The sequence below is a fragment of the Microvirga puerhi genome, assembly GCF_020089865.1.
GTDB lineage: Bacteria > Pseudomonadota > Alphaproteobacteria > Rhizobiales > Beijerinckiaceae > Microvirga > Microvirga puerhi.
The window spans coordinates 281139-296919 of record NZ_JAIRBM010000001.1 but is presented as its reverse complement, the minus strand read 5'-3'; the positions used below and the strand labels follow the sequence as shown (position 1 = coordinate 296919).

General features: G+C 61.0%; 18 protein-coding genes. 7 read left to right on the top strand and 11 right to left on the bottom strand.

Annotated elements, in window-relative coordinates; translation table 11 throughout:
* Position 1: 1 nt before the first annotated feature.
* Entirely contained in the window at positions 2-1411 is a 1410-nt protein-coding gene (gene glnA, locus K9B37_RS01370) for a type I glutamate--ammonia ligase (RefSeq protein WP_224310997.1), read from the top strand.
* 90 nt (positions 1412-1501) lie between these two features.
* Here glnA and K9B37_RS01365 read toward each other — a convergent pair whose 3' ends face one another.
* Complete coding sequence (locus K9B37_RS01365) at positions 1502-2212, bottom strand: helix-turn-helix transcriptional regulator (protein WP_224310996.1); 711 nt, start codon at positions 2210-2212, stop codon at positions 1502-1504.
* Positions 2213-2332: 120 nt separating this feature from the next.
* Between K9B37_RS01365 and K9B37_RS01360 the strand changes: the two genes are divergently transcribed.
* Both K9B37_RS01360 and K9B37_RS01355 read left to right on the top strand, forming a co-directional pair.
* Positions 2333-2962: a LysE family translocator gene (locus K9B37_RS01360; RefSeq protein WP_224310995.1), complete on the top strand. Its 630-nt coding sequence runs from the start codon at positions 2333-2335 to the stop codon at positions 2960-2962.
* A gap of 123 nt (positions 2963-3085) precedes the next feature.
* A complete protein-coding gene (locus K9B37_RS01355) occupies positions 3086-3436 on the top strand; it encodes a hypothetical protein (protein WP_224310994.1) in 351 nt (116 codons plus the stop codon).
* A gap of 162 nt (positions 3437-3598) precedes the next feature.
* Here K9B37_RS01355 and K9B37_RS01350 read toward each other — a convergent pair whose 3' ends face one another.
* Together K9B37_RS01350 and K9B37_RS01345 are read right to left on the bottom strand one after the other, a co-directional pair.
* Positions 3599-4258 (bottom strand): outer membrane protein, encoded by a 660-nt coding sequence (locus K9B37_RS01350; protein WP_224310993.1) that lies wholly within the window; start codon positions 4256-4258, stop codon positions 3599-3601.
* Positions 4259-4302: 44 nt separating this feature from the next.
* Positions 4303-4518, bottom strand: coding sequence for a hypothetical protein (locus K9B37_RS01345; protein WP_224310992.1), 216 nt, complete (start codon positions 4516-4518; stop codon positions 4303-4305).
* Positions 4519-4678: 160 nt separating this feature from the next.
* On the opposite strand from K9B37_RS01345, the gene K9B37_RS01340 reads away from it, so the two are divergent.
* Complete coding sequence (locus K9B37_RS01340) at positions 4679-6100, top strand: DEAD/DEAH box helicase (RefSeq protein ID WP_224310991.1); 1422 nt, start codon at positions 4679-4681, stop codon at positions 6098-6100.
* A gap of 109 nt (positions 6101-6209) precedes the next feature.
* A complete protein-coding gene (locus K9B37_RS01335) occupies positions 6210-6764 on the top strand; it encodes an NADPH-dependent FMN reductase (RefSeq protein ID WP_224310990.1) in 555 nt (184 codons plus the stop codon).
* Here K9B37_RS01335 and K9B37_RS01330 read toward each other — a convergent pair.
* Positions 6761-7120 carry a TfoX/Sxy family protein gene (locus K9B37_RS01330; protein WP_224310989.1) on the bottom strand — a complete coding sequence of 120 codons (360 nt, stop codon included), beginning with the start codon at positions 7118-7120 and terminating at the stop codon, positions 6761-6763. The genes K9B37_RS01335 and K9B37_RS01330 overlap by 4 nt on opposite strands.
* Positions 7121-7127: 7 nt before the next feature.
* Positions 7128-7508 carry a HesB/IscA family protein gene (locus K9B37_RS01325; RefSeq protein ID WP_224310988.1) on the bottom strand — a complete coding sequence of 127 codons (381 nt, stop codon included), beginning with the start codon at positions 7506-7508 and terminating at the stop codon, positions 7128-7130.
* A 180-nt stretch (positions 7509-7688) separates the two neighbouring features.
* Between K9B37_RS01325 and aac(6') the strand changes: the two genes are divergently transcribed.
* Positions 7689-8171, top strand: a complete 483-nt coding sequence (gene aac(6'), locus K9B37_RS01320; RefSeq protein WP_224310987.1) for an aminoglycoside 6'-N-acetyltransferase — start codon at positions 7689-7691, stop codon at positions 8169-8171.
* 14 nt (positions 8172-8185) lie between these two features.
* Here the strand turns inward: aac(6') and K9B37_RS01315 are convergent, their stop codons facing one another.
* The 6 genes from K9B37_RS01315 to K9B37_RS01290 all read right to left on the bottom strand — a co-directional run bounded on the left by K9B37_RS01315 (position 8186) and on the right by K9B37_RS01290 (position 14844).
* Positions 8186-8482 carry an SUF system Fe-S cluster assembly protein gene (locus K9B37_RS01315; protein WP_224311190.1) on the bottom strand — a complete coding sequence of 99 codons (297 nt, stop codon included), beginning with the start codon at positions 8480-8482 and terminating at the stop codon, positions 8186-8188.
* Between the two features lie 96 nt (positions 8483-8578).
* On the bottom strand, positions 8579-9814 hold the full coding sequence (locus K9B37_RS01310; protein WP_224310986.1) for a cysteine desulfurase: 1236 nt from the start codon (positions 9812-9814) through the stop codon (positions 8579-8581).
* A 119-nt stretch (positions 9815-9933) separates the two neighbouring features.
* The gene (gene sufD / locus K9B37_RS01305; protein ID WP_224310985.1) at positions 9934-11247 is read right to left on the bottom strand and encodes a Fe-S cluster assembly protein SufD; all 1314 of its coding nucleotides are present in this window, start codon (positions 11245-11247) and stop codon (positions 9934-9936) included.
* 1 nt (position 11248) lies between these two features.
* Complete coding sequence (gene sufC, locus K9B37_RS01300) at positions 11249-12001, bottom strand: Fe-S cluster assembly ATPase SufC (protein WP_224310984.1); 753 nt, start codon at positions 11999-12001, stop codon at positions 11249-11251.
* A 129-nt stretch (positions 12002-12130) separates the two neighbouring features.
* Positions 12131-13603, bottom strand: a complete 1473-nt coding sequence (gene sufB / locus K9B37_RS01295) for a Fe-S cluster assembly protein SufB (RefSeq protein WP_224310983.1) — start codon at positions 13601-13603, stop codon at positions 12131-12133.
* A gap of 68 nt (positions 13604-13671) precedes the next feature.
* A complete protein-coding gene (locus K9B37_RS01290; RefSeq protein ID WP_224310982.1) occupies positions 13672-14844 on the bottom strand; it encodes a cysteine desulfurase family protein in 1173 nt (390 codons plus the stop codon).
* 230 nt (positions 14845-15074) lie between these two features.
* On the opposite strand from K9B37_RS01290, the gene K9B37_RS01285 reads away from it, so the two are divergent.
* On the top strand, positions 15075-15731 hold the full coding sequence (locus K9B37_RS01285; RefSeq protein ID WP_224310981.1) for an alpha/beta hydrolase: 657 nt from the start codon (positions 15075-15077) through the stop codon (positions 15729-15731).
* Positions 15732-15781 lie beyond the last annotated feature (50 nt).

The window sequence follows — 15781 nt, the reverse complement described above, 5'->3', positions numbered from 1 at the left end:
CATGCAGACCGCCAAGGATGTGCTGAAGGCGATCAAGGACAACGACATTAAGTATGTCGACTTCCGGTTCACGGACCCGCGCGGCAAGTGGCAGCACGTGACCTTCGACCAGTCGATGATCGATGAGGACGTGTTTGCCGATGGCGTGATGTTCGACGGCTCCTCCATCGCTGGCTGGAAGGCGATCAACGAGTCGGACATGACCCTCATGCCCGATCCCGCAACCGCCCAGATCGACCCCTTCTTTTCCGCCGCGACCCTGTCCATTGTCTGCGACATTCTCGAGCCCGCGACCGGCGAGCCTTACAACCGCGATCCGCGCGGCATCGCAAAGAAGGCGGAAGCCTTCCTGAAGTCCACCGGCGTCGGCGATACGGTCTATGTCGGCCCGGAGGCTGAGTTCTTCGTGTTCGACGACGTGAAGTTCTCCGCTGACCCGTACAACACCGGCTTCAAGCTCGACGCCTCCGAATTGCCGATCAACGGCAACACGGATTACGAAGGCGGCAACCTCGGACACCGCATCCAGACAAAGGCCGGCTATTTCCCGGTCCCGCCGCTCGACTCCGCCCAGGACATGCGCGGCGAAATGCTTGCGGCCATGGCGGCCATGGGCGTGACCGTGGAGAAGCATCACCACGAAGTGGCCTCGGCCCAGCACGAACTCGGCACGAAGTTCAACACGCTGGTGAGGACAGCCGACGAGATGCAGATCTACAAGTACTGCATCCACAACGTCGCCCAGTCCTATGGAAAGACTGCGACTTTCATGCCGAAGCCAGTCTATGGCGACAACGGCTCCGGCATGCATGTCCACCAGTCGATCTGGAAGGGCGGCAAGCCCATGTTCGCGGGCAACAAGTACGCGGATCTTTCCCAGGAATGCCTGTGGTATATCGGCGGCATCATCAAGCACGCCAAGGCGCTGAACGCCTTCACCAATCCGTCGACGAACTCCTACAAGCGTCTCGTCCCGGGCTATGAGGCCCCCGTGCTGCTCGCCTACTCGGCTCGCAACCGTTCGGCCTCGTGCCGTATTCCGTGGACGACCTCGCCGAAGGCGAAGCGCGTCGAGGTTCGCTTCCCCGATCCGACCGCAAACCCCTATCTCGCCTTCGCGGCCCTTCTCATGGCCGGCCTCGACGGCATCGTGAACAAGATCGATCCCGGCCAGGCGATGGACAAGGATCTCTATGATCTTCCGCCGCGTGAGCTGAAGAAGATCCCGACGGTCTGCGGATCGCTCCGCGAAGCGCTGGCCAGCCTCGACAAGGACCGCGCCTTCCTGAAGGCCGGCGGCGTCTTCAGCGACGACTTCATCGACAGCTACATCGAGCTGAAGATGACCGAAGTCGCTCGTTTCGAAATGACGCCGCATCCGGTCGAGTTCCAGATGTACTATTCCTGCTGATCGGCGGAACAGATTTCCTCCCGGCCGCGATTGTGGCCTGCCTATGCCGGAGCCCTCGGGCTCCGGCTTTTTTGTTTGAAAGGCAAAGAGTCACGTATCAGCGACGGAAGGCGCCATTCGATTGAGCTCCCAGCCGGCGACCCATTGGCGCCGCAGGGCATCGCCCTCTCCCTTGAAGAACACGTCCGTCACCATGCTCTGCTCGACGCGCTCGGCGCGAAATTGGCGCAAATCCTGACGCAGCTCGCACCATGCGATGATATTCGCAGCTTCTGAGTAATAAATGAGGGCAATCGGGCAGATCGTCCGCCGCGTCAGCCGATCCTGAACATCGCGATAGGCGATCTCGATCTTGCGTTCCTCGCGAATGGCGGCCCGGACCATCGCGAGATCGATGCCCGGCGGCGAAGGGGCGATCGTGCCCCATGCATGGAGCGCGCTGCGAGCCAGGATCTGACGGAGTGGCGGCGGCATCGCAGAGGCGATCTTCTGACCGACACTTTTCGCGGACGCTCGAAGGCCGACGTCGCCCGTTCTCTCAAGGAGTGCCAAGGCGAGGACGATGGCCTCCGTCTCATCGATCGAGAACATGAGAGGCGGCATATCGAAGCCGGGTTTCAGCCGATAGCCGATTCCGCGCCCGCCTTGGATCGGCACGCCCATAGCCTGGAGGGCGGCGATGTCCCGATAGATAGAGCGGGATGTGACATTCAGGGTGTCGGCGATTTGCGCCGCCGTTACGGGCTGAGACGCGAGCCGAAGAATCTGGACGATCTCGAAGAGTCGCGATGCCTTGCGCATGAACCCATCCTCGCAACTGACACAACGGTGTCAGTACGCATCCTTTTGAAAGGCTCTCGATCTCTTGGAAAATAACGACTTCCAGTCCATCAACATGTTCCCAACGCCACAGAAACTGACATGACCTATACTGCAAACCTCTGGCTTTTCGTCACGCTTCTTTTCGGGATCATTGTCATCCCCGGCATGGACATGCTCTTCGTCCTGGCCAACGCCCTGACGGGAGGGAAGCGGGCTGGATTGGCGGCGACGGCAGGAATCATGACGGGAGGAGCTGCCCACACGGTCTTCGGCGCGGTCGGCGTGACCCTGCTGGCCCAACTGGTTCCAACCGTTTTCGCCGCCCTCCTCTATGCCGGAGCGGCCTATATGGTCTGGATCGGCCTGACACTCATGCGCAGCTCTATCACCGTCGGGACGATTGGCGAGGCGCGCGGGCGCTCGCTCTGGCGTGCTTTCCGGCAGGGCGCGATCACCTGCCTTCTCAACCCCAAGGCTTATCTCTTCACCCTCGCCGTCTACCCGCAGTTCCTGCTGCCTCAATACGGAGCAATCTGGTTGCAGGCTCTCGTCATGGGAGTTCTCACCGTACTGATGCAATTGACGGTCTATGGCGGTCTTGCCGTCGCGGCGGGTCGAAGCCGTACGTTCCTGACATCCAGCCCGCGCACCACGATCATGATCGGCCGGGCGGCCGGCCTCCTGTTCATTCTCGTGGCCCTTGCAACCGTCTGGCGCGCGATCTCGTAACGCGTCCTCATTATTCGTTCGGCCTGCGGCAAGGTGCCCGTAAGTCGGTCAAGGAGCCGAACGACTTGACCCCGGCCCGGCACATGTGCTCCGTCTCGCCCTCGCACCCTGAAAGTGAGAGAGATGAGCCGCCCAGGAACAGCCAAAGCCGCATTCGGAGTCCTGCTTCTCATGGCGACGATAGGCGGCACGGAAATTTCAAGGGCACAGGAGCGTCCGGGGCAAAGCTGGCGTGAGATCAAATGCACGCGCTACAGGACAGCCTGGTCCGAAGCCGTTGCCCGGCATGGAACTCAGGGCTTGAGCAAGGACTTCCTTTCCCGTCACGAAGCCTTCCTGGCTTCGGGCTGCACGGCACGGGCCGACGTCTGCCCCCGCTCCGCCGAAGAGCTTGATCTCGCCAACATGATGGTCGTCGCGGCCATGAACGCGGGAACCGCCAGCACATTCCCACCCTTCGCCTGCCGGAAATAGCGCAAGGCGCTCGCCCTCAATCTAGGGACCCGGGTCGAGAGACTTCTGTCGATAGCAACAAGGCTTCTGTCCGCATCGAGAGAGTCGAGGACCAGCGCTCCCCTCAAAGAAAAAGGCCCGGCATTCCTGCCGGGCCTATAAGACTGCAAGTGCAATCAGATCTTAGTACGAGCCGAAACGGTAGTTCAGGCCAGCGCGGACAACCGCGAACTCGTCATTGCTGCGGCCAGCGTTGTAGCCGAGATAGATGTCGTTGCGGTTGTTGCCTTCGAGATTCACATAAAGACCCTCGATCTTGGCGCTGAGGTTGCCGGTGAAGGCGTATTCGAGACCGCCGCCAACCGTCCAACCGCCATTGCTGTCACCATAGGCAAAGCCGCCGGTGGCATAGATGAGAGCCTGGTCGAAGGCGAAACCGGCGCGGGCGCGGACAGTGCCGAACCAGTCGTCGGAGGAATTGTGGCCATAGTAGCCGAGCCCATAGTAGCCGTTATCACGGCCGCGGTCGGCATACTGGATGTCAGCTTCGGCACCGATGACAAAGGAGCTCATCTGGAAGTTGTAGCCGGCCTGAGCGCCGCCAACGAACCCGCCGTCGCTGTGGTTGCCGCCGTAATAGCCCAGGATCGGGTCATAGTAGCGGTTGCTGTCGTTGGTGTTCCAGCCGTAGCCAGCATTCACGCCGACATAGAAACCGGTCCAGGTGAAGACCGGGGCAGCAGCCATGACTGGAGCCGGAGCCGCACGCGACGGCAGGTCGGCAGCCATGGCGCTGATGGTGAGCCCCACGAAGGCGACGGAGGAGAGCAGGATCTTCTTCATGATTGTTATCCCATTACAGGCAGAAACGTCTGTAATGGAATTAACTAACATTCATCCTCGTGTCTGTCACTATATTGCAACAGCGGGTTGAAACCTTGGCCGGTGAGGCCAGCAAAGAGACCGCTACGCATCGAATCGGTCTCACGATCATGATCGTCGACGGCGTGTCGATGTATGATGAAAAGAACTCGTATTTGCTCTTCATGATGGCCGGATGTATTGCCGAGACCCGGAATCAATCCGCATATCTTGGCATTCATGCCTTTTCCTTGGATTGACAAGGCCATAGCTTGTCCTATGGTCGCGCCGCATCGTTACTTGAGCAGTTGATCTCAGGTGAAACCAGTTTTGCGCCCGTTTGTTGCCGTATCGAGCGGCCGGCATTGAAAGCGCGTTCAGCCCTCAACGGTTATTCCTCTCATGTCGTTTGCCGAACTCGGACTTAGCGAGAAAGTTCAACAGGCGGTCGCCGCCTCCGGCTATACCGAGCCGACTCCGATCCAGGCCCAGGCCATTCCGCATGTGCTGGCGCGCCGGGACGTGCTTGGCATCGCTCAGACGGGCACAGGCAAGACAGCGGCCTTTACTTTGCCGATGCTGACGCTTCTCGAGAGCGGACGAGCCCGCGCCAGGATGCCCAGGACCCTGATCCTCGAGCCGACCCGCGAGCTGGCAGCGCAGGTGGAAGAGAATTTCGACCGCTACGGAGCCAACCACAAGCTGTCGGTCGCATTGCTGATCGGAGGCGTTTCCTTCGGTGATCAGGACGCCAAGATCACTCGCGGCGTCGACGTGTTGATCGCAACCCCAGGCCGCCTGCTCGACCATTTCGAGCGTGGCAAGCTCCTGCTGACGGGCGTCGAGCTCCTCGTCATCGACGAAGCCGACCGGATGCTCGATATGGGCTTCATCCCCGACATCGAGCGTATCGTAAAGCTGGTCCCCTTCACCCGTCAGACCCTGTTCTTCTCGGCGACCATGCCGCCCGAGATCCAGCGTCTTGCGGATGCTTTCCTTCATAACCCGGTGAAGGTCGAAGTCGCCCGTGCGGCCTCGACAGCCACCACGATCACCCAGCGCCTGGTGGCCACGGGATCGCAGGATTACGAGAAACGCGAGACCCTGCGGGAGCTCATCCGTGGCGCCACGGATCTCAAGAACGCGATCGTCTTCTGCAACCGCAAGCGCGATGTGGCAGTGCTCCATCGATCCTTGCAGAAGCATGGCTTCAACGTTGCGGCCCTTCATGGCGACATGGATCAGCGCGCCCGCATGGCTGCCCTCGATGGCTTCCGTAGCGGCGATACGCCCCTTCTCGTGGCAAGCGACGTGGCTGCGCGGGGCCTCGACATTCCGGCGGTGAGCCACGTCTTCAACTATGATGTGCCACATCACGCGGAGGATTATGTCCATCGCATCGGCCGCACTGGACGCGCAGGGCGGACAGGCTATTCCTTCACACTCGTCAGGCCAGGTGACGAGAAATCTCTGGCGGCCATCGAAAAGTTGATCGGGCAGCCGATCGAATGGGAAGGTCCGAGCCTCGCCGAACGTCCCCCTTCCGCAGGCAAAACATCCGCCCGGCGTGGACGTGGAGGCTCGGAGCGTTCGCGCGGCGGCAAAGGAAGCGTCAGGACGACCGAAGAGGCAACCGTTCAGGACATCGAAGTCCGCGAAGAGAAAGCTCCTCGCCGCGACCGAGCTCCAGAAAGAGCCCCCCAAAGGGATCGGGACCGCGGCCGCAGCCGAAGGGACCAAGACACGGATGAGCCAGTGGTTGGCCTCGGCGATCATGTCCCCGCGTTCCTCTTGCGGCCCGCTCCGGTGAAGAAACCGAAATAGGTCGACTTGCCAAAGAGCAGACGCGCGGCACAATCCTCCTGACAAGTACAGCGGTCGTAGCCGCTCTCCAACGGCTGCGACGTATCGGATGTCTCATCAGGAAGTTGTCATGGCTCGGAATGTCGCCGTCTTCGTCGGAAGCCTTCGCAAGGAATCGTTTACGCGCAAGATCGCTAAGGCCCTCGTGGAGCTTGCTCCTGAAGGGATGTCGCTCAGCTTTGTCGAGATCGGCCAGCTTCCCCTCTACAATCAAGATGACGAAAGCAATCCGCCTGAATCGTACCGCGAGTTCCGACGGACGGTTGCAGCCGCAGACGCAGTCCTGTTCGTGACACCCGAATACAACCGCTCGATTCCGGGAGGTCTGAAGAATGCTTTGGATGTGGGATCGCGGCCGTACGGCCAGAGTGCCTGGGACGGAAAGCCCGGTGCGGTCGTCAGCGTCTCGCCCGGTGCCATCGGCGGTTTTGGCGCCAATCATCACCTGCGACAGTCACTCGTCTTCTTGAATATCCCGGCGATGCAGCAGCCTGAGGCCTATGTCGGCAATGTTACCCAGCTCCTCGATGACCAGGGGAAGCTGACGAACGACAACACACGCGCCTTCCTCGCGAAGTTCATGCAGAGCTTTGCGGCGTGGATCGAGGCCGTAAAGAAGAGCTAAGCCGACGCTCTCCGGGAGCGCTTCCTGGCAGGCTTAGCGGCACGAGTCCGGTAGGCCGCCTCCAGGGCCAGGCTGCCGAGACGTTGCGCTTCGTCCTCGTCCTCCATGGCGGATTCCGGCATGAGCCAATAGCTCATCACCGTCGTTCGCCCGTCGCGGCTTTCGTAAGTAAAGGGTCTCGAATTGAGCTCCTGGAAAACCGGCACGGTCTCAACATCGGTCTTCAAATAGAGCTCGCCGCCGGCCTCTAGGGCGAACATCACCTCGCCCCGATAGATGCCCTGTCCGCCGAACATCCGGCGGATCCTGATAGGGCCAAGCGCCCGGAATACATCGCTGATGGCTTCCGCATCCATGGAAGAATCACTCGGCGGGCTGGAACCTGTCAGGAGTCGCCGGCGTGATCGCGACAGATTCGCCGCAGCCGCAGGCCGAGGTCTGGTTGGGATTATTGAAGACGAACTGCGATGCCAGCTTCGTGGTCTGGAAGTCCATTTCGGTTCCAAGGAGGAACAGCACGGCCTTAGGGTCGATCAGGACCGTGACGCCTTTGTCCTCCACAACCTCGTCGAGTGGCGAGATGCTGTCCGCATATTCCATGGTGTAGGACATCCCGGCACAGCCGCCGTTCTTGACGCCCACGCGCACGCCGACGATCGGCCGGTCAGCCCTGGCGATGATGTCTTTGACGCGGCTTGCCGCCGCATCGGTCAAGGTGACGACCTTGAATCCCGGTAAAGCCATTGAATTTCTCTCCTGGCGTCCGGGTTCAAGGCCCGGGCAGAACGAGTCCATTTCCATATAAATAGGAGATGGAAGCCTGAACGTCGAGATTTATCCCTCCGCCATACCATTGTGGTTGACGGTCCGTGCCGAATTCCAATCTAGGCAATAAGCCCATCAGATAAGGGGAACCGCTGTCGCATGAGCAAGAATGATGCCGTCCGGATCGTGACTGCCGACATCTCGCTTCTCGAAGATTGGACGCGCCTCCGAGCGGCGCTCTGGCCCGAATCGAGCCGAGAGGACCATCATCGCGAAGCGGAGGAGTTCCTGCTGACTCCCTCCAGTGATGCGGTCGTGCTGCTCGCCCTGGCGGATGGATCAAGAACGGCGGGCTTTGTCGAGGTTGCGCTGCGCCGCGACTATGTGAACGGCTGCGTTTCCTCCCCCGTCGCCTTCCTTGAGGGGATCTATGTCGACCGCAATTGGCGGCGAGGCGGTATCGCCCGTCTCCTGGTCAAGGCGGCGGAAGCGTGGGCCATGGAGCGCGGGTGCAGCGAATTCGCCTCCGATGCCGATCTTGGCAATACGGTATCGCACGCGATGCACGAGCGCCTCGGATTTGAGGAGACCGAACGCGTCGTCTATTTCAGGAAACAGCTTGCCTCGCCGGCAGACAGGTAGCCAGCGGCCGGCACCTACCACATGTCGAGAGCGACGCGCGCCTCGTCCGACATACGGCTCTGGTCCCACGGCGGATCGAAGACCATGTTGACGGTCACGGCCTGGACACCCTGCACGGTCGCCACCGCATTCTCGACCCAGCCCGGCATTTCGCCGGCGACGGGACAGCCGGGTGCCGTCAAGGTCATGTCAATCGTGACGTTCCGGTTGTCATCGATCTCGACCCGATAAATGAGGCCCAGTTCGTAGATATCCGCCGGGATTTCAGGATCGTAAACCGTCTTGAGAGCCGCCACGATGTCGTCCGTCATACGGTCGAGCTCTTCCGGCGGGAGTCCAGCGCTGGGGTTCACCTGCGGCGCGTTCGGCGCATCGTTGATCGGGGTCAGGTCGTTCACAGGCAATCCTCACGCGAACAGGGTTTCGGCCTTCTGCAGGGCTTCGGCCAGTTTATCGACTTCTTCCAGAGTGTTGTAGAGCCCGAATGACGCGCGGCAGGTCGCAGTCGCCCCGAAGCGTTCGAGCAGGGGCATGGCGCAATGGGTCCCTGCCCTAACGGCAACGCCCTGGCGGTCGATCACCGTGGCGATATCGTGGGCGTGGGCGCCCTTCATGTCAAAGGCAATGATGGCTCCCTTGCCTTTGGCTCGCCCATAGATCCGAAGTGAGTTGATGGCCCCGAGCTTCTGATGGGCATAATCCGAGAGGGCAGCCTCATGAGCCCGGATCCGGTCACGGCCGAGCTCCATCATAAAGCGAAGAGCTGCATCCAGGCCCACGGCCTCGACGATCGCCGGCGTTCCGGCCTCGAAACGGTGCGGGGGATCGTTGTAGGTGATGCTGTCGCGACGAACCTCGCGGATCATCTCGCCACCGCCCTGGTAGGGCGGCATCTGCATCAGAAGCTCCTTCTTGCCGTAGAGCACGCCGATGCCTGTCGGCCCGTAGACCTTATGGCCGGTCATGACATAGAAATCCGCATCAAGGTCGCGGACATCCACATCGAGATGGACAGCACCCTGCGCGCCATCCACCAGCACTGGCACCCCGTGGGCATGGGCGATCCGGATGATGTCCTTCATGGGCGTGACTGTGCCGAGCACGTTGGACATATGCGTGATGGCGACGATCTTGGTGCGCGGTGAAAAGAGTTTCTCGTACTCGTCGAGAAGGAAATTGCCCTCGTCATCGACCGGTGCCCAGCGGATGACCGCTCCCTTGCGCTCACGCAGGAAGTGCCACGGCACGATATTGGAATGATGCTCCATGATGGAGAGGATGATTTCGTCCCCCTCCCCGATCGCCATCCGTCCGAAGGAATCGGCCACGAGATTGTAGGCTTCGGTCGCCGATTTGGTGAAGACGATCTCGTCTACCGACCCAGCATTGAGGAAGCTCCGTACGGTCTCGCGCGCCCGCTCGAACGACTCGGTCGCCGCATTCGCCATGAAATGGAGGCCGCGGTGAACGTTGGAGTAGCCGGTCTCCATGGTATTGACCATGGCGTCGATCACTGCCCGCGGCTTCTGCGCCGAGGCCGCATTGTCGAGATAGACGAGCGGCTTGCCGTAAACTTGGCTCGACAGGATCGGAAACTGAGCCCGAATGGCCTCGACGTCGTAGGGCTTTACAGGTGCGTTCATCGTCTCACCATTTCTCCGTCGTCATGCCCGGCCCTGTGCCGAGCATCCACGCCCTGGCAATGCTGGGGCGCAGAAAGACGTGGATGGCCGGGACGAGCCCGGCCATGACGCATCGATTCTTACGAGCGTGTCCGCAGCCATTCCTCGATGGCGGCTACAAGGGCCTCGCGCACGGGTTCGTTGTCGACGAACTCGACCGCTTCGCCGAGGAAGGCTTGGACGAGAAGGCTCTCGGCTTCCTTCTTCGGCAAGCCGCGGGCCATGAGATAGAACAGCAGATCCTCGTCGAGCTGACCGCAGGTGGCGCCGTGGGCGCACTGCACATCGTCAGCAAAGATCTCAAGCTCCGGCTTGTTGTTCATGGCGCCGCCTTCGGCCAGAAGAATCGCGGCCGACATCATGCGACCGTCGGTCTTCTGAGCGTGATGCGGAACGATGATCTTGCCTTGGAAGACGCCAGTCGCTTCGTCATCGATGACGGTCTTAAAGAGCTCTCGGCTCTCGCAGTGGGGAGCACCGTGCTCGACGACGAGTGTCGAATCCGCATGCTGGCGCCCCTTGATCATCGTGGCACCGTTGATCTGCGCCTTCGCATTCTCGCCGTTGAACAGGCCGAAGACCTGATGGCGAGAGACGGCAGCGCCAGCCACCAGATTGACGCTGGTGAGCCGGGCCTCCGTGCCCATCTTCACCGCCAGCGTCGAAAGGGCCAAAGCCTGATCGCCTTCGACGTTCATCCGAATGTGGCGCACATCGGTCTCGTCGCCGGCAATGATCTCGACCACATCGTTCGGCTGGTGCCCTGCGCCGTTGCTGCTCTCGTGGCTTTCAAGAAGCGTCACGGATGCACCATCCTCCACCAGGACCAGCACGCGCGTCGCGGTTGCAACGGCAGAGGCACTGGATGTCACGAAGCGCAGGTGGACCGGCGTCTCGACCGGGCCAGTGATCCGCAGCATCACCCCATCCGCCATGAACGAGGTATTGAGCTGATAGACCGGGTTGTCCGAAGCCCAAGGTATCGGGCTTAAGTGCGCAAGCCAGTCATGTCCTGAGGCCAGCGCCTCCGCGAGCGGAACGACCTCGACGCCTTCCGGCAACGACTCGAAGCGCACCGCGTCACGAACGAAGTGACCGTTGACGAAAGGCACTTGGAGCGCAGACACGCCTGCAAGCGCCTTGGCATTGGCCAAGGCTGCCCTCGCCTCCTCGCCCGACGGCTTTGCGGCGAACGGAGCGGCCTCGCGCATGAGAGAGCGCAGGTCCGTATACTTGAACTCCTCGACACGCCGATGCGGCAGGCCACGGAGATTGAACTGCTCGAAGGCCTGGGCGCGCGATTCTGCATTCCCCGGCAAAAGAGCCTTGGCGCCTTCGAATGCCTGCGCCAAGCCGGTCTCGGCCGGAGTCTTCATGAGAGTGACTTCGGCCATGTCAGGCGGCCTCGCTTTCCCGGTAATCGGCATAGCCGTTTGCCTCGAGCTCGAGCGCCAATTCCTTGCCGCCGGACTTCACGATGCGTCCAGCCGACATCACGTGCACGGTATCCGGCACGATGTGGTTGAGCAGGCGCTGATAATGGGTGATGACGAGGAAGGAGCGATCCGGCGAGCGGAGGGCATTCACGCCCTCGGAAACGATGCGCAGCGCGTCGATATCGAGGCCGGAATCCGTCTCGTCCAGGATGCAGAATGTCGGCTGGAGCAGCGCCATCTGGAGAATCTCCATGCGCTTCTTCTCACCGCCGGAGAAGCCGACATTGAGGGCGCGCTTGAGCATGTCCTTCGGGATCTCGAGCTGCGTCGCGGCTGCGTTCACGCGCTTGATGAAGTCGGGCATGGTCAGCTCCGCGTCGCCGCGTGCCTTGCGCTGAGCGTTCATGGCGGCCTTGAGGAAGGTCATCGAGGCGACGCCCGGGATCTCCAGCGGGTATTGAAAGGCCAGGAACACGCCTGCAGCCGCACGCTGGTCTGGCTCCATCTCGAGCAGGTTCTGACCGTCGAGGAGGATTTCGCCGTCGAGGACTTCATAATCCTCCTTGCCAGCGATCACGTAGGACAGGGTCGACTTGCCGGAGCCGTTCGGCCCCATGATGGCAGCGACTTCGCCATTGTTGACGGTGAGATCGAGGCCATTGAGGATTCGCTTGTCCTCGATCTGGACCACGAGGTTCTTGATTTCGAGCATTGTAGAATTCCATCCACGTCATCCCGGGTGAGCATAGCGAGACCCGGGATCATCATCCGAATTGAACTGGTTTCAGCGATCCCGGCTCTTCGCTGCGCTTCGGCCGGGATGACACCACAAGGTTGTCGATTAACCGACCGAGCCTTCGAGCGAGATCGAGATCAGCTTTTGCGCCTCGACAGCGAACTCCATGGGAAGCTGCTGCAGCACGTCCTTCACGAAGCCGTTGACGATCAGGGCCGTCGCTTCCTCCTCCGAGAGGCCGCGCTGCTGGCAATAGAACATCTGGTCTTCGGAGATCTTGGACGTTGTCGCCTCGTGCTCGAACACGGCGCTTGCGTTCTTCGACTCGATGTAGGGCACCGTGTGCGCACCGCATTGGTTGCCGATCAGGAGCGAATCGCAGTTCGTAAAGTTGCGCGCGCCGGTCGCCTTGCGATGAGCCGAGACAAGGCCGCGATAGGTGTTCTCCGACCTGCCGGCGGCAATGCCCTTCGAGATGATCCGGCTCGTGGTGTTCTTGCCCAGATGGATCATCTTGGTGCCGGAATCGACCTGCTGCATGCCGTTCGACACCGCAATCGAGTAGAACTCGCCGCGGGAATTGTCGCCACGGAGGATGCAGGACGGATATTTCCAGGTGATGGCCGAGCCGGTCTCCACCTGTGTCCAGGTGATGACCGAGTTCTTGCCTCGGCAATCGCCGCGCTTGGTCACGAAATTGTAGATTCCGCCTCGGCCCTCGGCATCGCCCGGATACCAGTTCTGGACCGTGGAATACTTGATCTCGGCATCGTCGAGAGCAATCAGCTCCACCACGGCAGCGTGAAGCTGATTTTCGTCACGCTTCGGAGCCGTGCAGCCTTCGAGATAGGAAACGTAGGAGCCCTTGTCGGCGATGATGAGGGTCCGTTCGAACTGGCCGGTATTCTTCTCGTTGATCCGGAAATAGGTCGACAGCTCCATCGGGCAGCGGACGCCCGGCGGCACATAGACGAAGGATCCGTCCGTGAAGACGGCCGAGTTCAGCGTCGCGAAGTAGTTGTCCGTCACCGGGACCACGGAGCCGAGATACTGGCGGACCAGATCCGGATATTCGCGGATTGCCTCGGAGATCGGCATGAAGATCACGCCGGCCTTCTTCAGCTCCTCCTTGAAGGTCGTGGCGACGGAGACCGAATCGAACACCGCGTCCACCGCCACCCGGTTCCGCGGCTCGACGCCGGCCAGGATCTCCTGCTCGCGCAGCGGAATACCGAGCTTCTCATAGGTCTTGAGAATCTCGGGATCGACCTCGTCGAGCGACTTCGGCGCCGGATTGTTCTTCGGCGCGGCGTAGTAATAAATATCGTTGTAATCGATCTTGTCGTACGAGACCCGTGCCCAGGTCGGCTCTTTCATGGTGAGCCAGCGCTTGTAGGCATCGAGGCGCCATTGGAGCATCCACTCCGGCTCGCCCTTCTTGGCCGAGATAAAGCGAATGACGTCCTCGGACAGCCCCTTCGGAGCCTTTTCCATCTCGACTTCGGTCTCGAAGCCGTACTTGTACTGATCGACATCGATCAACCGGACTTGATCGATCGTCTCCTGCACTGCAGGCATTTGTCTCTCCCACCTCTCACGGCTTCAAGGGCCGCGGGTTGATGACATGGAAATGCAAGCGTCGCCGGTCAGGCTGCGCTTGCCCTCCGCTTATATAGGGTGCTGACCACCCTTTCGCACGCTTCCGCGAAGCAGATCACGTCCTCTTTTACGGTCTTCCACCCCAAACTGACTCGCAACGCACCTTCGGCCAAGGCCGGATCGACCCCCATGGCCTCAAGAACATGCGACCGTCTGACCTTGCCGGAGGAGCAAGCCGAGCCGGAAGACAGGGCAATTCCCTCCAGGTCGAAGGCGATCAATGCGGTTTCGGCCTTCAGGCCGGGTATCGCAAAAGCAAAGGTATTGGGCAACCGTCCAATCTCTTCGGCGATGATCGAAACGTCGGGCGCGACCTGCCGAAGCCGGACCTGCGCCTCGTCGCGAAGGGTGGAGAGCCGCGCACTCTCGCGCTCAAGCTCTGCGCGGGCCAGTTCGGCGGCCTTCCCGAAACCCACAATGGCCGGCAGGTTCTCGGTTCCGGCCCGATGGCCCTTCTCCTGTCCTCCGCCGCGGATCAGCCGGTCGGCGATCTCAAGCTGATCCGAGGCAAGGATCAAAGCGCCGATTCCCTTCGGTCCGCCGATCTTATGGGCTGAAAGCGTCAGAGCATCGACGCCGAGTGCGGCCATATCGACGGCAATCTTACCCGCAGCCTGAACCGCATCCGTGTGGATAAGGCCACCATGGCGATGCACGAGGGCAGCAATCTCTTGGATTGGCTGGATGACACCGGTTTCGTTATTGGCAAGCTGAACGGTGACCAGAATCCGGTTCGCGTCGGCGCCCTCCAGTCGGCGGCTCAGCCAGTCGAGGTCGACAAGGCCCGAGGCGTCGACGGGAATGGTCTCCACCGCGCCCACGGAAAAGCGGTGACCGCTCAGCCCGCACGGATGCTCGGTTGCCCCGATCAGAAGGATGGTGGAGGCAGGCTCGCCGAGGCGGTGGAATGACGGCGAGAGGACCATGTTGCTGGCCTCGGTCCCACCGCTGGTGAAGATAACATTCTTGGGCCGCGCCCCGACGAGGCCCGCGACCTTCTCGCGCGCGCGCTCGATTTCGGCCCGAGCGGCCCGTCCCTCGGAATGCACGGAAGAGGCATTTCCGGGAAGCTGGAGCGCGCGCAACACCTCGTCCGCGACATCAGGGCGGACCGGTGACGTTGCGTTATAATCAAGGTAAATGCGTCTATCCGCTGCCATCCCGACCGCCGAATGCACGAATGTCTTGCAATTGCCCCTGGTTGCCATGCTAAAGCACCGCAACCACATTCTCTTAAGTTATGCCCGGCTGGCTGACGCCCTGGGCGGCAAAGAGAACACAATTACAATTTAGAACAGTTCTAAGACTTTACCGAAGTCAGGGGCCTGAAGTCAAGGCTGCAGCACTTTCGCCCTCGTTAGACGAGAGGTCGGTTGAGAGGTTCGTATTCATGCCTGAAGTCGTCTTCACGGGGCCCGCCGGCCGCATCGAGGGTCGGTACCAGCAAGCGAAGCAAAAAGGCGCCCCCATTGCCATCGTGCTTCATCCGCATCCGCAATTCGGCGGCACGATGAACAACCAGATCGTGTACAACTTGTACTACGATTTCCTGAATCGGGGCTTCTCGGTACTGCGGTTCAACTTCCGCGGTGTCGGACGCAGCCAGGGCGCGTTCGACCACGGCCAGGGCGAGCTCTCGGACGCCGCCGCTGCCCTCGACTGGGCCCAGGCGATGAATCCGGATGCCCGCGCCTGCTGGATTGCCGGCGTCTCCTTCGGCGCCTGGATCGGTATGCAGCTCCTCATGCGCCGTCCTGAGATCGAAGGCTTCATCTCCATCGCCGCCATGGCGAACCGCTACGACTTCTCGTTCCTCGCACCCTGCCCGTCCTCCGGCCTGTTCGTGCACGGCTCGGAGGACCGGGTCGCACCGGTGAAAGACGTGGTCAGCGTCATCGAAAAGGTGAAGACGCAAAAGGGCGTCAAGCTCGAACACGCGGTTGTCGAGGGAGCCAACCACTTCTTCGACGGCAAGATCGACGAGTTGATGGTCTCCGTGGATCAGTATCTCGACAAGCGCCTCGGAAAGACGGAAGAGGCGGCCTGACACTAGGCCTTTTAACGGCTCGCCCAGGAGCACTTTCTTCTTTTCCAATA

Bases quoted from the DNA above. Each gene is read 5' to 3' on its own strand.
- glnA (WP_224310997.1), top strand. From the start codon at position 2: ATGCAGACCGCCAAGGATGTGCTGAAGGCGATCAAGGACAACGACATT.
- K9B37_RS01365 (WP_224310996.1), bottom strand. From the start codon at position 2,212: ATGCGCAAGGCATCGCGACTCTTCGAGATCGTCCAGATTCTTCGGCTC.
- K9B37_RS01360 (WP_224310995.1), top strand. From the start codon at position 2,333: ATGACCTATACTGCAAACCTCTGGCTTTTCGTCACGCTTCTTTTCGGG.
- K9B37_RS01355 (WP_224310994.1), top strand. From the start codon at position 3,086: ATGAGCCGCCCAGGAACAGCCAAAGCCGCATTCGGAGTCCTGCTTCTC.
- K9B37_RS01350 (WP_224310993.1), bottom strand. From the start codon at position 4,258: ATGAAGAAGATCCTGCTCTCCTCCGTCGCCTTCGTGGGGCTCACCATC.
- K9B37_RS01345 (WP_224310992.1), bottom strand. From the start codon at position 4,518: ATGAATGCCAAGATATGCGGATTGATTCCGGGTCTCGGCAATACATCC.
- K9B37_RS01340 (WP_224310991.1), top strand. From the start codon at position 4,679: ATGTCGTTTGCCGAACTCGGACTTAGCGAGAAAGTTCAACAGGCGGTC.
- K9B37_RS01335 (WP_224310990.1), top strand. From the start codon at position 6,210: ATGGCTCGGAATGTCGCCGTCTTCGTCGGAAGCCTTCGCAAGGAATCG.
- K9B37_RS01330 (WP_224310989.1), bottom strand. From the start codon at position 7,120: ATGGATGCGGAAGCCATCAGCGATGTATTCCGGGCGCTTGGCCCTATC.
- K9B37_RS01325 (WP_224310988.1), bottom strand. From the start codon at position 7,508: ATGGCTTTACCGGGATTCAAGGTCGTCACCTTGACCGATGCGGCGGCA.
- K9B37_RS01315 (WP_224311190.1), bottom strand. From the start codon at position 8,482: ATGACGGACGACATCGTGGCGGCTCTCAAGACGGTTTACGATCCTGAA.
- K9B37_RS01310 (WP_224310986.1), bottom strand. From the start codon at position 9,814: ATGAACGCACCTGTAAAGCCCTACGACGTCGAGGCCATTCGGGCTCAG.
- sufD (WP_224310985.1), bottom strand. From the start codon at position 11,247: ATGGCCGAAGTCACTCTCATGAAGACTCCGGCCGAGACCGGCTTGGCG.
- sufC (WP_224310984.1), bottom strand. From the start codon at position 12,001: ATGCTCGAAATCAAGAACCTCGTGGTCCAGATCGAGGACAAGCGAATC.
- sufB (WP_224310983.1), bottom strand. From the start codon at position 13,603: ATGCCTGCAGTGCAGGAGACGATCGATCAAGTCCGGTTGATCGATGTC.
- K9B37_RS01290 (WP_224310982.1), bottom strand. From the start codon at position 14,844: ATGGCAGCGGATAGACGCATTTACCTTGATTATAACGCAACGTCACCG.
- K9B37_RS01285 (WP_224310981.1), top strand. From the start codon at position 15,075: ATGCCTGAAGTCGTCTTCACGGGGCCCGCCGGCCGCATCGAGGGTCGG.